The organism is Pseudoalteromonas peptidolytica (assembly GCF_012641745.1).
Classification (GTDB): domain Bacteria; phylum Pseudomonadota; class Gammaproteobacteria; order Enterobacterales; family Alteromonadaceae; genus Pseudoalteromonas; species Pseudoalteromonas peptidolytica.
The window spans coordinates 82,326-98,804 of the sequence record NZ_WEHZ01000013.1; the positions used below are offsets into that span (position 1 = coordinate 82,326).

General features: G+C 41.5%; 14 protein-coding genes. 2 read left to right on the forward strand and 12 right to left on the reverse strand.

The window, feature by feature from the left end:
• From F9Y84_RS10550 to F9Y84_RS10575, 6 genes are all read right to left on the reverse strand, one after another.
• Positions 1 to 960: a YbgA family protein gene (locus tag F9Y84_RS10550; RefSeq protein ID WP_147390572.1), complete on the reverse strand. Its 960-nt coding sequence runs from the start codon at positions 958 to 960 to the stop codon at positions 1 to 3.
• 15 nt (positions 961 to 975) lie between these two features.
• Positions 976 to 1,626 carry a ChrR family anti-sigma-E factor gene (locus F9Y84_RS10555; RefSeq protein WP_147390573.1) on the reverse strand — a complete coding sequence of 217 codons (651 nt, stop codon included), beginning with the start codon at positions 1,624 to 1,626 and terminating at the stop codon, positions 976 to 978.
• Positions 1,623 to 2,243: a sigma-70 family RNA polymerase sigma factor gene (locus F9Y84_RS10560; protein WP_147390574.1), complete on the reverse strand. Its 621-nt coding sequence runs from the start codon at positions 2,241 to 2,243 to the stop codon at positions 1,623 to 1,625. Before F9Y84_RS10560 ends, F9Y84_RS10555 begins: the two co-directional genes overlap by 4 nt.
• A gap of 64 nt (positions 2,244 to 2,307) precedes the next feature.
• Complete coding sequence (locus F9Y84_RS10565) at positions 2,308 to 2,880, reverse strand: LON peptidase substrate-binding domain-containing protein (protein WP_147390575.1); 573 nt, start codon at positions 2,878 to 2,880, stop codon at positions 2,308 to 2,310.
• Positions 2,881 to 2,967: 87 nt separating this feature from the next.
• The gene (locus F9Y84_RS10570; RefSeq protein WP_147390576.1) at positions 2,968 to 3,285 is read right to left on the reverse strand and encodes an MGMT family protein; all 318 of its coding nucleotides are present in this window, start codon (positions 3,283 to 3,285) and stop codon (positions 2,968 to 2,970) included.
• Positions 3,263 to 4,165 (reverse strand): LysR family transcriptional regulator, encoded by a 903-nt coding sequence (locus F9Y84_RS10575; protein ID WP_147390577.1) that lies wholly within the window; start codon positions 4,163 to 4,165, stop codon positions 3,263 to 3,265. Before F9Y84_RS10575 ends, F9Y84_RS10570 begins: the two co-directional genes overlap by 23 nt.
• Before the next feature lie 100 nt (positions 4,166 to 4,265).
• On the opposite strand from F9Y84_RS10575, the gene F9Y84_RS10580 reads away from it, so the two are divergent.
• Positions 4,266 to 5,345, forward strand: coding sequence for an efflux RND transporter periplasmic adaptor subunit (locus F9Y84_RS10580; protein WP_125253152.1), 1,080 nt, complete (start codon positions 4,266 to 4,268; stop codon positions 5,343 to 5,345).
• 1 nt (position 5,346) lies between these two features.
• A complete protein-coding gene (locus tag F9Y84_RS10585; protein WP_147390578.1) occupies positions 5,347 to 8,415 on the forward strand; it encodes an efflux RND transporter permease subunit in 3,069 nt (1,022 codons plus the stop codon).
• A gap of 62 nt (positions 8,416 to 8,477) precedes the next feature.
• Here the strand turns inward: F9Y84_RS10585 and rluF are convergent, their stop codons facing one another.
• From rluF to glgC, 6 genes are all read right to left on the reverse strand, one after another.
• Positions 8,478 to 9,473, reverse strand: coding sequence for a 23S rRNA pseudouridine(2604) synthase RluF (rluF, locus tag F9Y84_RS10590; protein ID WP_128732526.1), 996 nt, complete (start codon positions 9,471 to 9,473; stop codon positions 8,478 to 8,480).
• A 67-nt stretch (positions 9,474 to 9,540) separates the two neighbouring features.
• Entirely contained in the window at positions 9,541 to 10,614 is a 1,074-nt protein-coding gene (locus F9Y84_RS10595) for an ABC transporter substrate-binding protein (RefSeq protein WP_147390579.1), read from the reverse strand.
• The gene (locus F9Y84_RS10600) at positions 10,607 to 11,704 is read right to left on the reverse strand and encodes a DUF418 domain-containing protein (RefSeq protein ID WP_225740818.1); all 1,098 of its coding nucleotides are present in this window, start codon (positions 11,702 to 11,704) and stop codon (positions 10,607 to 10,609) included. The genes F9Y84_RS10595 and F9Y84_RS10600 overlap by 8 nt, the downstream gene beginning before the upstream one ends.
• The gene (locus F9Y84_RS10605) at positions 11,704 to 12,921 is read right to left on the reverse strand and encodes an EAL and HDOD domain-containing protein (protein WP_125253156.1); all 1,218 of its coding nucleotides are present in this window, start codon (positions 12,919 to 12,921) and stop codon (positions 11,704 to 11,706) included. Before F9Y84_RS10605 ends, F9Y84_RS10600 begins: the two co-directional genes overlap by 1 nt.
• Positions 12,922 to 13,646: 725 nt before the next feature.
• A complete protein-coding gene (locus F9Y84_RS10610) occupies positions 13,647 to 15,185 on the reverse strand; it encodes a glycogen synthase (RefSeq protein ID WP_147389987.1) in 1,539 nt (512 codons plus the stop codon).
• Positions 15,186 to 15,201: 16 nt separating this feature from the next.
• Entirely contained in the window at positions 15,202 to 16,476 is a 1,275-nt protein-coding gene (glgC, locus tag F9Y84_RS10615; RefSeq protein ID WP_128732475.1) for a glucose-1-phosphate adenylyltransferase, read from the reverse strand.
• Positions 16,477 to 16,479 lie beyond the last annotated feature (3 nt).

Here is a 16,479-nt window from a genome sequence, read left to right on the forward strand (position 1 = left end):
TTAAATTCCGAATCTTAAGCGCAACTCGTTGGGGTATGGGTCAAAGTAGACTTGACTCTGCAAGTAGGCTTTGGGATGTACTGTTAAATGATGCTTTAACAATGTAAGAGGAACGTAAAGCGGCACTATACCCTTACGATACTCTTCAATTGCCGTACACATTTCTTGCTTCTCAACGCTCGACAGCTCATTTTTGAAATACCCTTGTAAGTGGGTCAACGTGTTAGCCTGATTTTTTCTGTTTGCAGGCTTTTTGAGCGCTGTCATCAAACCGCTTATGTATTGCAGCTTGAGCGTTTCAATATCTAATTGCTTGCCATCGCCCAACAGCCTTCCCAAATTTTTGTATGCCTGATAATTATGACTCATCAAAAGGTACTTATGCATGGCGTGAAACGTAGTGATTTCATGTAAGCCAACGTGTTCCTGACTGACTAATTCTTGCCAGCTTTTATAAACAAACACACGCATAACGAAATTTTCTCTGAGGTACATATCGTTGAGACGGCCATTTTCCTCACAAGGTAGTAGTGGATTGTGTTTCATAATTTGCTCAGCAAACACACCGATACCCTCAGAGGTATTGCCCGTACCCGCTTCGTTATATACCTTCACACGCTCCATGCCACAGCTTGGGCTTTTGGCGCAAAATACAAACCCCGATAAATTTTGAGCCTGTGACGTGGCGATTTGCTCGCCATACGATTTAAGTTTTGGCGCTACGTCTTCTATGCCGTCAGGTCGACTTACCTTGATGATGTCACCGACCCTGATTTGTCTAATGGTGGGTCTTGGAATTGGGAGGCCTATAGCGACCTCAGGACAAAACCTAACATATTCAACGTGTTCTGCAAATTCATCCATACAAAAGTTTGAACGCTTATGGCCGGAATCAAATCTTACTTTATCACCGGCCAAACAAGCGCTAATACCAATTTTTATCGAAGATGAAAACTTCATACTGAGACTTTTTCCTTAATAAATCAGATTGCCAATTGGATTTAACAACTTACTAAGCCCTTTATTGAAGTGTAGCGCACTGCTGACGACAGTAAAGCACAGACAGCCTGATTTGGTGCGGGGCGAGTGATTATGTCGGCCATCTTGCCAAATAAAGTCTCCGGGAACGTATTCACCGGACTCGTCAGAAAAATCACCGTCCAATAGCAAAGTGATCTCAAAACCGGTGTGAGTATGCTCAGGGATCTCACCTTCCGCTTCTATTTCCAGCAGGCTTGAACGCAACTCACCGTCTTCAAGCAACAAGCGAGCGCGCGATACTTTCCCCACGCCAGAGAACTTGGTTCTGTCAATATTGGCTATGGCTCGTGGTAGTTGCACATCACGTCCCTGATAGCTAAACGTCGGTTGAATGTAATCATGTACTTCGTCAACATCGTCAGTCAACGCAATCGACTCCATCAGCTGTATCATATCAGCGTCCAAAGCAAGTGGCGCTGCGTCACTGAATTGTTGACTTGCTTTGGCTTCCTCTAATGCTTGGGTTTTCTTTTGACAACAAGGACAAAGCTCTACGTGTGCAGCAATCGCGACGCTAATACTTGCGGGCAGACTGCCCTCAACAAATTGTTCTAATAATGATTCATTAGGGTGATGCTTAATCATGCCTGATCTCCCAGCTCTGCGCGAAGCTTTTGTAGTGCTAGTCTTAAACGAGATTTCACCGTGCCAACCGGAATATTCAAATGTTCAGCCAGTTGCTCCTGTGACATTTCTTGAAAATAAACCCCTTTGACAATATCACGTTGGGCAGGTGGTAGCTTGTTAATGTATTTTTGTATTTGAGCAGTTTGAAGGTGGTCTTTGAAGCCTTCATCGTCTGTTTGAGAATCTTGAATTATCGGCCAGATGTCTTCGCTTATATGCTCTTCTTTGTTGCTCTTCATCTTGCGTAAAGCATCAAAAGAGGCGTTTCTCATCACCGTATAAATCCATGTCGTCGCAGCTCCCTTATCGTGGTGATACAAATGAGCCTTTCGCCATACCGACGTCATGGTGTCTTGCACTAACTCCATTGCTTGTGCTTCGTTACCAAATTGCTTCACTCCAAATCGTTTAATTTTAGGAGCAAAATATTCGAATAAATACGCGAAGGCCTTTCGATCCCTGCTTGTCGCGACTTTGACTAGTGCGTCTGACAACGCTTGTGAAGGGGTATCTTGCACTGCTTTGCGAGTTCCTGATTTAACGTTGCAATCAACTGATTGCTGTTGGCCTATCATAGCTCACCTTCCTGATTATACTTACTACCGTGCTTTACGATTTGAAGCTGAGAATCGATCACTTTTATTTTTCATCTAACACAGTATGTAAGAATTCGGCTACCTGTTCAAATGTCTGGGCTTGCTTTATTTTTAATTTTTGTGCCATCGATATAGGCAAAATCTCCAACCACCTGTACGCAACCCAGAGCGGCTCTGAAAAACGCTTGTCTTTGTATAAATCGTCCAGTATTGGATTGGCGATGAATACATTGCGAAGCTTCTCCTTGAGGGTGCTATCAATTAGCTTGAAAGCCGTGTCATTACACAGCCACGGTGGCCCTTCTATCTCGCTACATTCTCCATACCTAAGACCTTGGTGGTCAACCTCAACGTTACTGATCGAAACTCGTTTGATTGCCTCAACATCTATCAATAGTTGGCCATCTTCACCTTGAGAGAAATCCACTATTTTCACGTGAACCCCTTCATTTTGTCTATCTTTAGGCGCCCCCTCCACGTCAGCGCACAACACAAAACCTTGATTGGTTTTGGCCGCTTCTTTCACCATATATAAGTAACGTTGCTCGAAAATCCGCAAGCGGGTAAAGCCACCCGGAAGCAAAAATATCGGCAATGGAAATAAAGCTAGTTTCATAATTCCCGTTCAAATACTCAAAAACTAACGATAATTACGGCTATGTTATTTATCTGGATCAGTTGAATATGAAGGGTTCTAAATTTGTTACTCCCAAAAACATTGCTTTGCAATTAGATTTGTGCCTGAAAAGGTCACACCCTCAGCTTCTAAGCGTTGTTTTTGTTCTTGAAATTTATCGCTATCTGATGCAAATGAAATGCGCCTTTGACTATTCACTACCCGATACCAAGGCAGAGTCGATTCTGGTGGTAAATGTTTAAGTAACTGCCCTACTTTACGGGCATAATTAGGAAAACCGGCTAAACGTGCAACTTGCCCATAAGAGGCTACTTTTCCCCTTGGAATGGCACCTATCACGGTAAACATTCTTTCTGCTAGTTCATGTTGTTCGATGGTCTTCATATGCTTTATTCAACACCTTTAGTTGTTCCCAAAAATATCTAGCTACTGGCCCATGATGAGAAATATGTAGGCGAAAAGCATGGATCTCTGCTTCAAACTCGTCTTTTCGATCATTAACACGTACGCGTTGTAAAATACCAGAGTCAATTTCCTCGCGGCAAAAGTTAAGGCCGATAAGCGCGTATCCCATGCCTTGTAAAAGGTATCTTTTTATCGCCAACGCATCGTCTAGTTTCATCACGTTTTTACTATTACCATACGCCAGACGTTCGCTGTCAAAATTAAATTTACTCTCTTTCATCGCAAGAGACGGGTAATTAGCAAGCTCAGCAAAACCCAACGATTGCGGCATGTAGCCATGTAATGAGACTAGACCGAGTTTAATTTTCCCTATCGGCATGGTTTCAAGATCGCCTGTTGAATGAAATAAATCAAACCAAGGGCCTATACCTAAGTTTGCAGCTCCTTGGGTAACCTGCTCCAACGCAAAAAAACGCTTACCACTTGAAATGTTCATTTCTGTCGACGGAAATTTCATAAATGCACGGCCTAGTACTTCATCAATTTGATGTTGATAGACAATTGGTTCGTAGCAGATATTAAAGCTTGGCTCATTACCAGCCGCAAATTCATTCGCGAGTAATGAAAGATCTCTATGATGATTTAATAATTTTTCAGCCTCGAAGTAAAATCGGCGGCCTTGTTCTGTCAATATATTACGGTATTTCTCACGCTCAAACAGCGCAAATCCCATAGATTGTTCTAATCTTTTTATTGATTGCGAGACCGCTGGCTGCGTTTTATGAAGCTTATTTGCAGCTTCGGTAAGACTAGGTGCTTCAACAACAGTACAAAATACTGCTAAGTCTGAAATCTTCATAAATAAATCTTATGCAGTAGAGAATGTTTTATAATTTTTATTTTATAAGTAATTCTATTATTCTGCACGCATTATAATTAACGTTGTCATGGAGAACAAAATGTTAAGAGTGTTTTCTGGGCTTGTATTGGCTACTTTATTACTGGGCTGCCAAGAACAAGTTGAACAAACTCAAGTAGAAGCCCCAACAAGACCTGTAAAAATCCACACGGTCTCAGATCCAAATAGTAGTACACTACGCAGCTTTCCTGCCGAAGTGGTTGCAAACCAAGGCTCCTACCTCGCTTTTCGTGTCAATGGTGAACTCATTGAGTTTCCTGTTCTTGCCGGCCAAGACGTGCAAAAAGGCCAACTGTTGGCAAAGTTAGATCCTGAAGATTTCAATCTCCAATACGAGCAGCGCAAAGCCCAATTTGAACTAGCGAAAGCGCAACTCTCAAGAATAGAGCCACTCTACGAAAAAGGCATTGCGACTAAAGCTGAATTTGATAAAGCTCTAGCGGATAAACAAGTAGCAGAATCGGCATTTAAAATCGCTAAAACAAATTTGGAATACAGTGAACTACGAGCACCTTTTAGCGGTACAGTTGCAAAAGTATTTGTAAAAAATTACGAGAATGTCGTTGCAAAACAAAATATTCTTCGCTTAGAAACTCGCGATATGATGGACGTTGTTATTCAAGTGCCAGAGCGTATTGTTGCGCGCGTAGACAAAGATTCAGACTACAAGCCAACGGTTGTTTTTGATGGTTATCCGAGTAAATCATATCCATTGACAATTAAGGAGTGGGATACACAAGCTGATCCTGCAACCCTTACTTATAAAGTTGTTTTTAGTTTGCCTATTCCAGAAGATTTTAACCTTTTTGCTGGCATGACCGGTCATGTATATGTCGACCCAAGCAAGATAACAAACAAAGACAATACGGCAATTATTATCCCTAACCAAGCTGTTTTTTCCGATAAAGAGCAAAACACGGATGGAAACAGCTATGTCTGGATTTACCACAACGACCAACAAACGGTGAGCAAACGCAAGGTTACTGTTGGTCAGCTCAATCACACAGGGATAGAGGTCACCTCTGGTCTTGAACCCGGTGAAAAGATCGTCGCAGCTGGCGTACATTATCTACAAGAAGGTGCGAAAGTGAGACCTTGGACGAAAGAAAGAGGCCTGTAATATGAGTTTAGCCAAATGGTCAATTGAGAATAAAGTTATCAGTTGGATGTTTGCCTTGCTCTTACTGATAGCAGGTGCAGTATCTTATCTCGGCTTAGGTCAACTTGAAGACCCTGAGTTTACGTTGAAAAAAGCCATGGTTGTGACGATGTACCCTGGTGCTTCACCTCAGCAAGTCGAAGAGGAAGTTACATTTCCAATTGAAAATGCAATCCAATCTTTGCCCTACGTAGACTATGTAACTTCCATCTCATCACCGGGTAAGTCCCAGATCACGGTTGAGATGAAGAGTAAATATCGAAAAAAAGATCTACAACAAATTTGGGATGAGCTAAGACGTAAAGTAAATGATCTAGCGCCCAAACTCCCTCCGGGAGTCATGACACCCAGCGTTATTGATGATTTCGCCGATGTATACGGAGAGCTATATGCCGTGACAGGCGAAGGCTACTCATACGACGAGCTAAAAGATTATGTGGACTTTTTGAAACGAGAGTTAGTTTTAGTCGATGGCGTAAGTAAAGTGACCGTGGCTGGTGAGCAGCAAGCCCAAGTCATTGTTGAAATATCAACGCAGAAACTATCCCAGCTTGGTATCCCAACAAGCCACATATTTTCTTTACTTCAAGCGCAAAATACTGTTTCAAACGCGGGTAAAATCAGAGTTGGAGATGAATCAATCCGACTCCACCCAACAGGAGAGTTTACAGATGTCTCTGAGCTTGAGGGATTACTCATTTCAAAGCCTGGTGCTAAAGAATTAATATATCTTGGGGATGTAGCAACCGTTACTCGTGAATATGCAGAAGTCCCCAATCACATCACTCGTTTTGCACAGCAGCGCGCTTTATTAGTGGGTGTTTCTTTCACGTCTGGCGTTAATGTGGTTGAAGTGGGTAAAGAGATCGGCCGACATTTAACCCAGCTTGAATATCAACGACCTTATGGTATTACCATCAATACGGTATACAACCAACCTACCGAAGTGGAGACCTCAGTTGATGGCTTTATCATCAGTCTGGTTGAAGCGGTTGCTATCGTTATTATTGTGCTACTTATTTTTATGGGCGTGAAAAGTGGCATATTGATAGGTGGTATCCTACTCATAACCGTGCTCGGTACATTTATTTTTATGAAGATGTTCGCCATTGACTTACAACGGATCTCGCTTGGTGCATTAATCATAGCGCTGGGAATGTTGGTAGATAACGCCATCGTTGTAACCGAAGGGATCTTGATAAATATAAAACGTGGACAATCAAAGCTCCAAGCTGCGGTTAATATTGTAGAGCAAACTAAGTGGCCGCTTCTTGGCGCAACTGTGATTGGCATTACCGCCTTTGCACCAATAGGATTGAGCTCAGATGCAAGTGGCGAATTTGCCGGTTCTTTATTCTGGGTGCTTTTAATATCACTATTGCTAAGTTGGGTTACCGCTATCACGCTTACCCCATTTTTTGCTAATGCCATGTTTAAAGAGCCAAAAGCAAAAGAAAACAATGATGACGCTGAAGATGATGACCCTTATAAAGGCGTAATCTTTACTGTATACAAGTCAATGCTGACGTTTTGCCTCAAGCACAGAGCGGTAACTATTATCTCAATGGTGTTATTACTTGTTGGTGCGGTCGTCGGTTTCAAATCAGTAAAACAATCATTCTTTCCCGCATCGAATACACCTATGTTTTACGTAGATTATTGGCACTATCAAGGTGCTGATATCCGTAGCACAGCGAAAAATGTCGAGAAAATAGAATCATTCTTACTTGCCGATCCACTTGTAAATGAGGTCACCACAACGATTGGCCAAGGTGCACCTAGATTTATGTTAACCTACTCACCAGAAAAGCAGTATGACGCTTACGGCCAGCTTATTGTCAGAGTAAAAGACAGAGATGCTGTTGTCAGTATGATTGCGAAGTTGCGTGAGTATGAAAATCAACACGAACTAGACGGTCAACTAAAAATTAAACGAATGGAAATAGGCCCATCTACTGATGCTAAAATTGAAGCTCGTTTTTCTGGCCCAGACCCTGTTGTCTTAAGGCAATTGGCGGAAGAAGCTAAAAATATAATTCGACGAGATGAGAAAGCATTTAACATTCGAGATAACTGGCGCCAGAGAACTAAGCTCATCCGCCCACAGTTTAACGAGCTTAAAGCAAGACGCTTGGGGATCAGCAAATCCGATTTAGATCAGTTATTACTTTCTTCAGTATCAGGTAGTAAAGTTGGTTTATATCGAGATGGCACTCAATTACTACCAATCATCGCTCGTTCGCCGGAAGAAGAGCGGCTAAATGTTGAAAACTTGGGCGACCTACAAATATTTAGCCCAGTTTTAAGTGTTTACGTTCCGGTTTCCCAGATCGTAGATGATTTCAGTGTTACATGGGAAGATAGCCTTATCATGCGCAGGGACAGAAAACGCACAATTACTGTTATGGCGGATCATGACGTTATTGGTGATGAAACTCCTGCAAAACTGTTTGCACGAGTCAAAAGCGATATTGAAGCTATCGAGCTTCCTCAAGGCTATGAGATGCAATGGGGCGGTGAATATGAGTCATCTAGTAAAGCGAAAACTGCAATTTTTGGCTCGCTACCAATTGGCTATCTTGCTATGTTCATGATCACTGTATTGCTATTTAATTCAGTGAAGAAACCTTTAGTGATATGGTCAACCGTGCCACTTGCCATTATAGGCGTAACTGCCGGACTTGTTTTATTGCAAGCCCCTTTTAGTTTCATGGCATTACTCGGGTTGTTGAGTTTATCAGGAATGCTCATCAAAAATGGGATTGTACTGATGGATCAAATTAATATTGAAATTGAATCTGGTAAGTCTCCATATCAAGCTGTTTTTGATTCTGGTGTGAGTCGTGTAAGACCGGTTTCAATGGCTGCTATTACGACCATCCTAGGCATGATCCCACTGCTATTTGATGTGTTCTTCCAATCGATGGCTGTTACCATAATGTTTGGTCTTGGATTTGCTACTATATTAACCTTGATTGTACTTCCTGTACTTCACTGTGTGTATTTTGGTATTAAGCAACCAGACGCTTAAAATAAAAAGCCCCTTGATAAACTGTCAAGGGGCTTTACGTTCAAATTGATTTCTTTGACACACTACTTTTTAGTTTTATTTAAAGACAGCGTACCCTTCACTCTGTTAGCGGGTTTACCACTGTTTTTCTGACCGGGTTTGCGTGTTTTACTACTTCTGCCTTTATCAAAAGGGTATTGTTTTCCCCGTGTTTTGCTCTCTCTTTCTTTATTTTGGCCCGATTCACTCGTTTTGGTATTCCGGTTTTGAGGGCGCTTCTGCAACTTTACTTCGTTCGACTCATCATCGTTTCGGTTGAACTTATCGCTAACTTTTCCTGCACCCGCCCCCGCTGAGGCTTCTTGTGTTTTAACCGAAGATTCCGTAGCTCGATTAATTTCGCGCATTTCTTGCTCGCTGAGGTGACGCCATTGGCCGCTGGCAAGTCCGGTAAGGTCGATATTCATAATTCGAATACGTTTTAAACTCGTTACTTCAAAACCGAGGTATTCGCACATTCTTCTTATCTGACGATTTAGACCTTGAGTAAGTATGATAGTAAATGACTTTATGCCAGTTTTACGTACCTTACAGCGTTTAGTTACCGTGCCAAGGATCGGAATGCCCGATGACATACGCTTTACAAAACGCTCATCAATTGGTTTATCAACAACCACCTCATATTCTTTTTCATGGTTATTTCCAGCTCGGAGAATTTTGTTTACCATATCCCCTTGATTAGTAAGAAATATTAGCCCTTCTGACGGTCTATCTAAACGCCCAATAGGAAAGATCCTTTCTGGATAATTGATAGCGCTCACAATATTGCTTTTAATTTTTCGCTCAGTGGTACAGGTTACACCAACCGGTTTATTGTAAGCGATAAAGACCGATTTTGGCTTTGCTTTGAGTGGTTTATTATCAATAATAATGGTGTCAGCGTCTGACACTTTAGTGCCCATTTCTGGTAGCGTGCCATTTACTTTAACTCGGCCAGAAGCAATTAAGTCATCAGCTTCTCGACGGCTGCAAAATCCTGTTTCACTGATGTATTTATTGAGGCGCTTTTGTTCTGTCACAATAGGGAACCACATAGAGTAAAAACGATTATTGTAATCGCTTAATGGCCTTTACACTACCGGATTTCTAGTTTTGTCGGGTTTTTCTCAATAACTTTGGTGAAAATTGATACCGCGCGTCTGGTTTATCAATTAAGCTCATGGCTTTGTAGTCTATAGAATGCCAATTCTTTGCAGATTTAATCCAATGATAACTATCGAGATTTTCTTTTGTCAGCACCATCAGATCAAACGCTAACTCTGAATTATTTTGCCAGTAGGAATGGCCATTATGATGATCGTAAATCGAAACGAGTGCCCATGCCCCCATCATGAAATGTCCACCTACAGAAGCATGCAGATCATCATCTCTAATTAGTTCAAATGTATCATTTAACCAGTCAAACCCGCCAAAAACTGCACGATTATTATTCTCTCCAGCAGCAGTAAGTGCGCCCATTGCCATTAAATCAGACGCGCACCAAATAAGGTTTGTTTTAGGATAACGGGATAACAACTTTTTTGTCTTTTCGAACGCTTGCTCTTTTGACCATCCAGCATATACCGTTTGCTGTAGCGCCACCCCAACCTCTGCAAAAAAACGACTTGCACCACCACTTCTAATGTCTGACTCCGTACCATAATGCCCATTGATTGCTACTGGATATATTTCTTTATGACCCTTTGATTTTGCTTGAAGATAAAGTTGTTTTGCTAGAACGTAGCCCGCCTTATCGTTGTCGTGATGCAGCTCACCTAACCAATATTTGTATATTTCTTTTGGGTTTCCAATCGCAAGCTTCTCTGGTCCCGATATTGTCTGTTCTAACGTAATATGGTTGATTTCATACTTTTCTAAAAGTCTAAGACTCTCCTCTGCACCACCGGGATAATTAATTAAAATAACATAGTCAGGTGTGGCACGATAATTCAAATATTTTGTCAATTCTGACAATTGGATTATTCTGTTTCCTTCGCCATAAATCACATTAAGGCGTATACCCAGTTGCTCGGCGGCAGCTTCTGTAGCGCCTTGTACACGATGCCAAAAAGGCTCACCGGGTAAAGAAGGATTAACAAACAGTACGTTAATAGAGTCAGCCGCACTTACCTTTACACTGCAAACCGAGAATGCCATAGCAACAAACAGTTTTTTAATCATGACCACCCCTTCGTAGCGTTAACCACTTAAGTAGCTTTTCTAACGGGCCTTGTTTGAAGACCTTAAAGTACAGATTCGCAATAACTAGCTGAAGTATAGTCGCAACCACAAAAGCAGCGAAGTAGTCCACTCGATCCCACTTACTAATCGCTTCAGGTTGAATGAAATGAAAATAGCTAACAAAAATAATTGATTGTGAGATATAAAGGGTGAGTGCCAATCGCCCCACAACTTGCATCGTATATAATTTATACCTACTTGCTCGCATTACTGATTTAATCACCACAATATAAAATAGAGCCACTGGTATAGCTAGTAACCAGTCAATCCCTTCAAAAAAAGCAATACCAACCTTTCGTTCAACGACAAATCCAACAAATGAAAGTACAATAGCTAGAACTGCATATAAATTAATTTTCTCTGTCGGTTCACGCGTATTTAACTCAAATAAGCCGTCTTTAAAAAGTAGCATACCGAGCAGCATTAAACCTGCGGTGTACCATAAAGTAATAACTGGAATAAGCAGACTAACAATAATGAAATAAAGACCATTGTTTACAACAAGCTGCCAATAAGTATTCGGCACTCGTTGTACAAGCTCGAGGTATTCTGGACTGCTACGGTTTATGCTCGCTTCAGGGTCAACAAGCAATAGTATACTCAATAGCAGTGCCGGCAATACGATAAACCCTGCCGTATAACGTATTAATTTTGCACGCTGAGCGTCTATAAATTTCAAAGCGACAAAACCACTTAGGGCATAATTAAAAAGAATATCGCCGGGCCATATCAACACACCATGCACCATGCCAAAAAGCAGCAGCCATTTGAGTCTTATTTTTGCTTGTTCTGATGAACTGGCATTAGCCACTTGGACGCACAGTGCTGCGCCGAACAACATTGCAAAAAGAGAGCGAAATCGACCGTCAAAAAAAATGCTATTCACCATAGCAAAAAAGGGGTCTAAATGATGAGCAGGACTTGCAGCTACATAACCCAGTTCAAAGTTGGCCATGTGCACTAGATTCATGGAAAGCAACCCGAGTAGCGCAAAGCCTCGAATTGCATCCATTGCGATAATTCTTTTCATTAATACACGCGATTTTTATACATATCAGCCCAGTTTATCGCAGCAGCATGAAAATCAGGAAGGTTTTCATCTTTATAATTCAAATAACTACAAGCGTCCTGTAATGTCCACCAGCTGCCCGATTCATAGGCTTTCACAATATTTAAAATATAATAAAGCGTATTGGGCTTGCCAATCAGCGCATCATGAAGTTGCTCAGGAAAGGGCAATTTATTTACTACCTGCTCCATAGGTTTATCAAGTATTGCATCCAGTAACGAGAATAGACCGGTCATAAAACTCATATTTGCCAAGCCAGGAGAGATCTGTTGAGCAATAAGCTCGCAAAAACGCGAACGAACTATCGACAACCGAGTTAACTCCGTTGGCTTCCCCTCTGCCACATGGGCAGTCATGATTAAATTAACAAACTTTTTGACTCGTTCGTTACCCAAATAAACGAGCGCTTGCTTCAACGATTCAATCCGGCTCTTAATTGGAAATACTCCTGAGTTAATTAATCTCAGCAGTTTGTAGGCTAGTGCAGTATCTTGAGCAAATAACTCAGCCAACCTCGTTATACTCATATTTGACTTTAACGCTTCTTCGTAGATAAGCATCACAATGACATAATTAATTGAGATATCTTTATGCTCTATCATTTTAGGTTTAGCAAAAAAGTAACCTTGGAAGAACTGGAAGCCCATTTTTTTAGCTTGTTCAAACTCTTCTTCAGTTTCTACCTTTTCCGCCAGTAGCTTAATGTTTTTTCGAGCTTTGATCATATCAACAACCGGCTCGATAGAGTCGAGTGAGTTTTCCATGACATCAAATTTGATCAATCTAACCAGCTTCAGAAAAGGATCCCAATCTTTTGAATACTGAAAATCGTCCAACGCTAACCTAAAATTACTATGAAACAGCCCCCTAATACGTTCATAGTTCTGTTTTGTTGGAGGAATAGTCTCGAGCAACTCTAAAATGACATCATTGGCAGGCAGAAATTCACAAAGATCTTGGCGCAGCGAATCTGGACCAATATTAATTAGCGCTTTCTTCCCTGAAGTGAGATTTCGCATACCGAGGTTAAGTTGATTATTCATTATCAGCTTGGCTGTCGCTGCATCATCTGCAATATTGGGAAAGCTATTTTTTACACCATCGCGAAACAACAACTCGTATGCAACAACTTGTTTTTTACGATTAAATATGGCTTGGCGAGCCACAAAAACCTTCAAACAAAAACTCCTTTGTAGCCAAAGTGACCATTCGCACTTTTGGTTTACTATTTTTTAGATTTTAACCCTTTATGATGATAAAGAAAATCAAACTAAGCTATTAAGAATCAAAATAATAGCTTAAAAGATAATGCAATTTGGAAAAAAAGAAAGGCTGAAGCCAGCTTTTGCTGCCTTTTGCCTAGAAGATTGATTAAGATTCGTGCTAATTTGCGATGAGTGAATCCAACTTTAAACAATAGAGTCCTTACTCGCAGCCATCCTCGTCGCTAGCCAGGTTATATTTTTGGTAAACGTTCACTTATCTTCGAGTGTGCTCGCCAGTCTGCAAATGCGCAACGTAATTAATAGAACTGAGGGAAGGATTAGTTATACCAATTTGACTTAATACTTGCTCAATTTGAAGGAGTAAATCTGACGCTAACAGCGTTAAAAATTTCTCATTTAGAACAACTAAATAGCAAAATTTTTGCCTAGTTATCGACAAGATTTTCTCGCCTCAAAATAGACCACTTAATTAAGCAAATTGGTATTAATCACTTAAAATACCTAAGCTAAAAAAGTGTAACATCTGGCTAGCCAAAGGTTATTTCTTGATACAAGGCGAATTTGTGTGTCAAAAGCGAGTCTGTTGCATACAAATTTAACACAATAGTAAGGGATAACCGCTGCTAGAGAACCAGTTATTATCCCGAGTTTAGGTTAATTAATACAGCCAGCGTCGTTTATCGATACAGTTGCTCTGTGTATTTTTGGGCTACACTATACCAGTCAAACCGCTGTAGTTTAGCCTGCTGGCAAAGCGCTTGGTATTTGATTTGATTGTTACACAGATCGGCTAATGCAAGTTCAAAAATCGCGATAAGCTGTCGACCTTGCTCTGCAAGTGTATCACCTTCAAAGCAATATCCTGTTTCGTTATGCTTTACCGTATCAGCAAGTCCACCTACCTTGTGAACGATACAAGGCTGCCCAGCTCGCATCGCAAGCATTTGACTTATTCCACATGGTTCAAATGAGCTAGGCATTAAAAAGAGGTCGCCAAGTAAATAAAGTAGCTCACCCAACTCTTTGCCGTAACCATTCAAAAATAGTACGTTACCGTGCCTTGCCATTATTTCAGTGAACAATTGTTCTAAGACAGGATCCCCAGAACCCACGATAATAATTCTAGCACCGCTTCGACCAGCCAACTCAGCAATATTATCCAAAACAATCCCAGCGTGAGTCGGCTGCCTTAAAATAAGCGCTTTTTGATCTGTGAGTCTACCGACACTTGTGATCACTTTTCCTTCAAATGGCTCGCCAAGCCAAGCTTGTATCCGCTGGTGAGCAATGTAAAACCGAGACAGTACCTGATTAGACTTAGCCATCCATTGAAATACGTGTGATTCAGCAAGTTTCAAGTAATCTATAAGATTGGTTTGGCAGTGTGTCTCTGCGTCTTCAGCATACACACACCCGTTCAAGATGCCTGCCAACCGCCCTTCGTGACAAGCATGCTGCATATCTCCCTCCAAGCCCTCACCACCAAAAAAGCCTAGTTCAGGGTGGCTTGGAAGCATCACTTCTTTTGCATAATTGGGAGAGACGACGTGGACTCTATCAGTGAGATTAATGGCCGCTCGCATCGGATTAAAGCAATGAGGATATTTTGGGTCGCAAATACTAAGGCCATCATAAGTCAGTGTTGGAAACCAAGACTCTAAGCTTGAAAAGTCATGATTGAAAGGTCGTATACCTTGAAGCGCGAGGTTGTGTACTGTGTATACCGTTTTTAGCTGCTTTAGGCGTTTAAATCTCGGGCTAAATCGACGCAACACCGCAACCACAGCGGCATGCCAATCATGTAGGTGCACAACATCTATGTCTGCAATTAATTCATGCTCTATAAGCTCAGCCACCGCCGCACTAAAAAATGCGAAACGGTTTGCATCAGTCGCAAATGGTTGATGAGTATCATTACAATAAATTGCTCCATGGTGCTCACTAAATAAAGAATGTGAGACCACATATTGAGTAACGCCGTCAGATTTTTCCACAGACCAAAGTGTTGCTGTCTCTAAATGTTGACGGAATGGCACTGCAATATCTGCTACAAAGTGTCGATTTAACGCAATTTGTCCGTAATCAGGCGTTACAACTGATACTTTAATACCAAGCTCCGCAAGTGCATAGGGAATATCACGGATAACATCAGCCACCCCGCCAACTTTACAATTTGGCAACCGATCATTCTCGGCTGCCACAAGAATTACATGCATAATACCTCTACATGGACTATTGATTATGTTTTTTTGGTAGCTCAGCCAACATGTCTCGGGTAACTAGCACTATCCCTTTATTCGACACTCTGAAGCCATTCGCTTTATCTTGCTCGTTATCATGACCTATAGTCATACCCTCTGGTATCTGGCAACTCCTATCTATAATGGCATTTTTAATACGACAATTCCGCCCTATTTTTACACCAGGCAACACAACTGCGCCTTCAATTTCGCAATAGGAATGTACATGCACATTTGAGAACAGTAGGGATTTTTTTACTTTAGAACCTGAAATGATACAACCACCAGAGACCGTTGAATCAACTGCCATACCACGTCTATCATCATCATCAAAAATGAATTTAGCTGGCGGTAGCTGTTCTTGATATGTCCAAATAGGCCATTGCGGATCGTACAAATCGAGCTGTGGCTCTGGCGAAACTAATTCCATATTCGCTTCCCAAAACGAATCTAGCGTACCTACATCGCGCCAATAAGGTTGACCGCCGTATGACGGATCGCTAAAGGGATAAGCAAACACATTGTGCTCTTCTATAATAGCCGGAATAATATCATGGCCAAAGTCACGGCCTGATCCCTCACGTTCTGCATCTTTTTTTAATTGCTCAAATAAGAACTCAGTATTGAAAACATAATTTCCCATCGAGGCTAGACACACACCAGGCTTGCCCGGAATAGAGGTTGGGTCAACTGGTTTTTCATCGAAACGACGTACCCGATTACTCTCATCGACCGTCATTACACCAAACGTTTTTGCCGCTTCTTCACAAGGCACTTCAATACAACATACGGTCATATCAGCCCCTGTTTCTACGTGTTTTGCAAGCAGTCCACCGTAATCCATTCTATAGACATGATCACCGGATAAGATCATCACGTATTTGGGGAGCTCGTGACGAATAATATCCATATTTTGAAATACTGCGTCTGCGGTGCCGCAGTACCACTCATCACCATATCGTTGTGATGCCGGTAATATCTCTACAGATTCTCCCAGCTCTTTTTTAAAGTGACCCCATGCGCGATTAACATGACGGATAAGCGAGTGTGATTTATATTGCGTGGCAATCCCCACTCGTCTGATCCCTGAGTTAATACAGTTAGACAGTGGAAAATCAATAATTCGATGCTTACCGCCAAAGTATACTGCGGGTTTTGCTCTCCAAGTGGTGAGCTCATGAAGGCGCGAACCTCGTCCACCCGCAAGTATTAAAGCATATGTTTCTCGAGTGAGGGTACTAATATAACGATTCGCATAATTAGGCATTAT

Coding starts and splice junctions, on each gene's coding strand:
- F9Y84_RS10550 (WP_147390572.1), bottom strand. CDS start 960: ATGAAGTTTTCATCTTCGATAAAAATTGGTATTAGCGCTTGTTTGGCC.
- F9Y84_RS10555 (WP_147390573.1), bottom strand. CDS start 1,626: ATGATTAAGCATCACCCTAATGAATCATTATTAGAACAATTTGTTGAG.
- F9Y84_RS10560 (WP_147390574.1), bottom strand. CDS start 2,243: ATGATAGGCCAACAGCAATCAGTTGATTGCAACGTTAAATCAGGAACT.
- F9Y84_RS10565 (WP_147390575.1), bottom strand. CDS start 2,880: ATGAAACTAGCTTTATTTCCATTGCCGATATTTTTGCTTCCGGGTGGC.
- F9Y84_RS10570 (WP_147390576.1), bottom strand. CDS start 3,285: ATGAAGACCATCGAACAACATGAACTAGCAGAAAGAATGTTTACCGTG.
- F9Y84_RS10575 (WP_147390577.1), bottom strand. CDS start 4,165: ATGAAGATTTCAGACTTAGCAGTATTTTGTACTGTTGTTGAAGCACCT.
- F9Y84_RS10580 (WP_125253152.1), top strand. CDS start 4,266: ATGTTAAGAGTGTTTTCTGGGCTTGTATTGGCTACTTTATTACTGGGC.
- F9Y84_RS10585 (WP_147390578.1), top strand. CDS start 5,347: ATGAGTTTAGCCAAATGGTCAATTGAGAATAAAGTTATCAGTTGGATG.
- F9Y84_RS10595 (WP_147390579.1), bottom strand. CDS start 10,614: ATGATTAAAAAACTGTTTGTTGCTATGGCATTCTCGGTTTGCAGTGTA.
- F9Y84_RS10600 (WP_225740818.1), bottom strand. CDS start 11,704: ATGAAAAGAATTATCGCAATGGATGCAATTCGAGGCTTTGCGCTACTC.
- F9Y84_RS10610 (WP_147389987.1), bottom strand. CDS start 15,185: ATGCATGTAATTCTTGTGGCAGCCGAGAATGATCGGTTGCCAAATTGT.
- glgC (WP_128732475.1), bottom strand. CDS start 16,476: ATGCCTAATTATGCGAATCGTTATATTAGTACCCTCACTCGAGAAACA.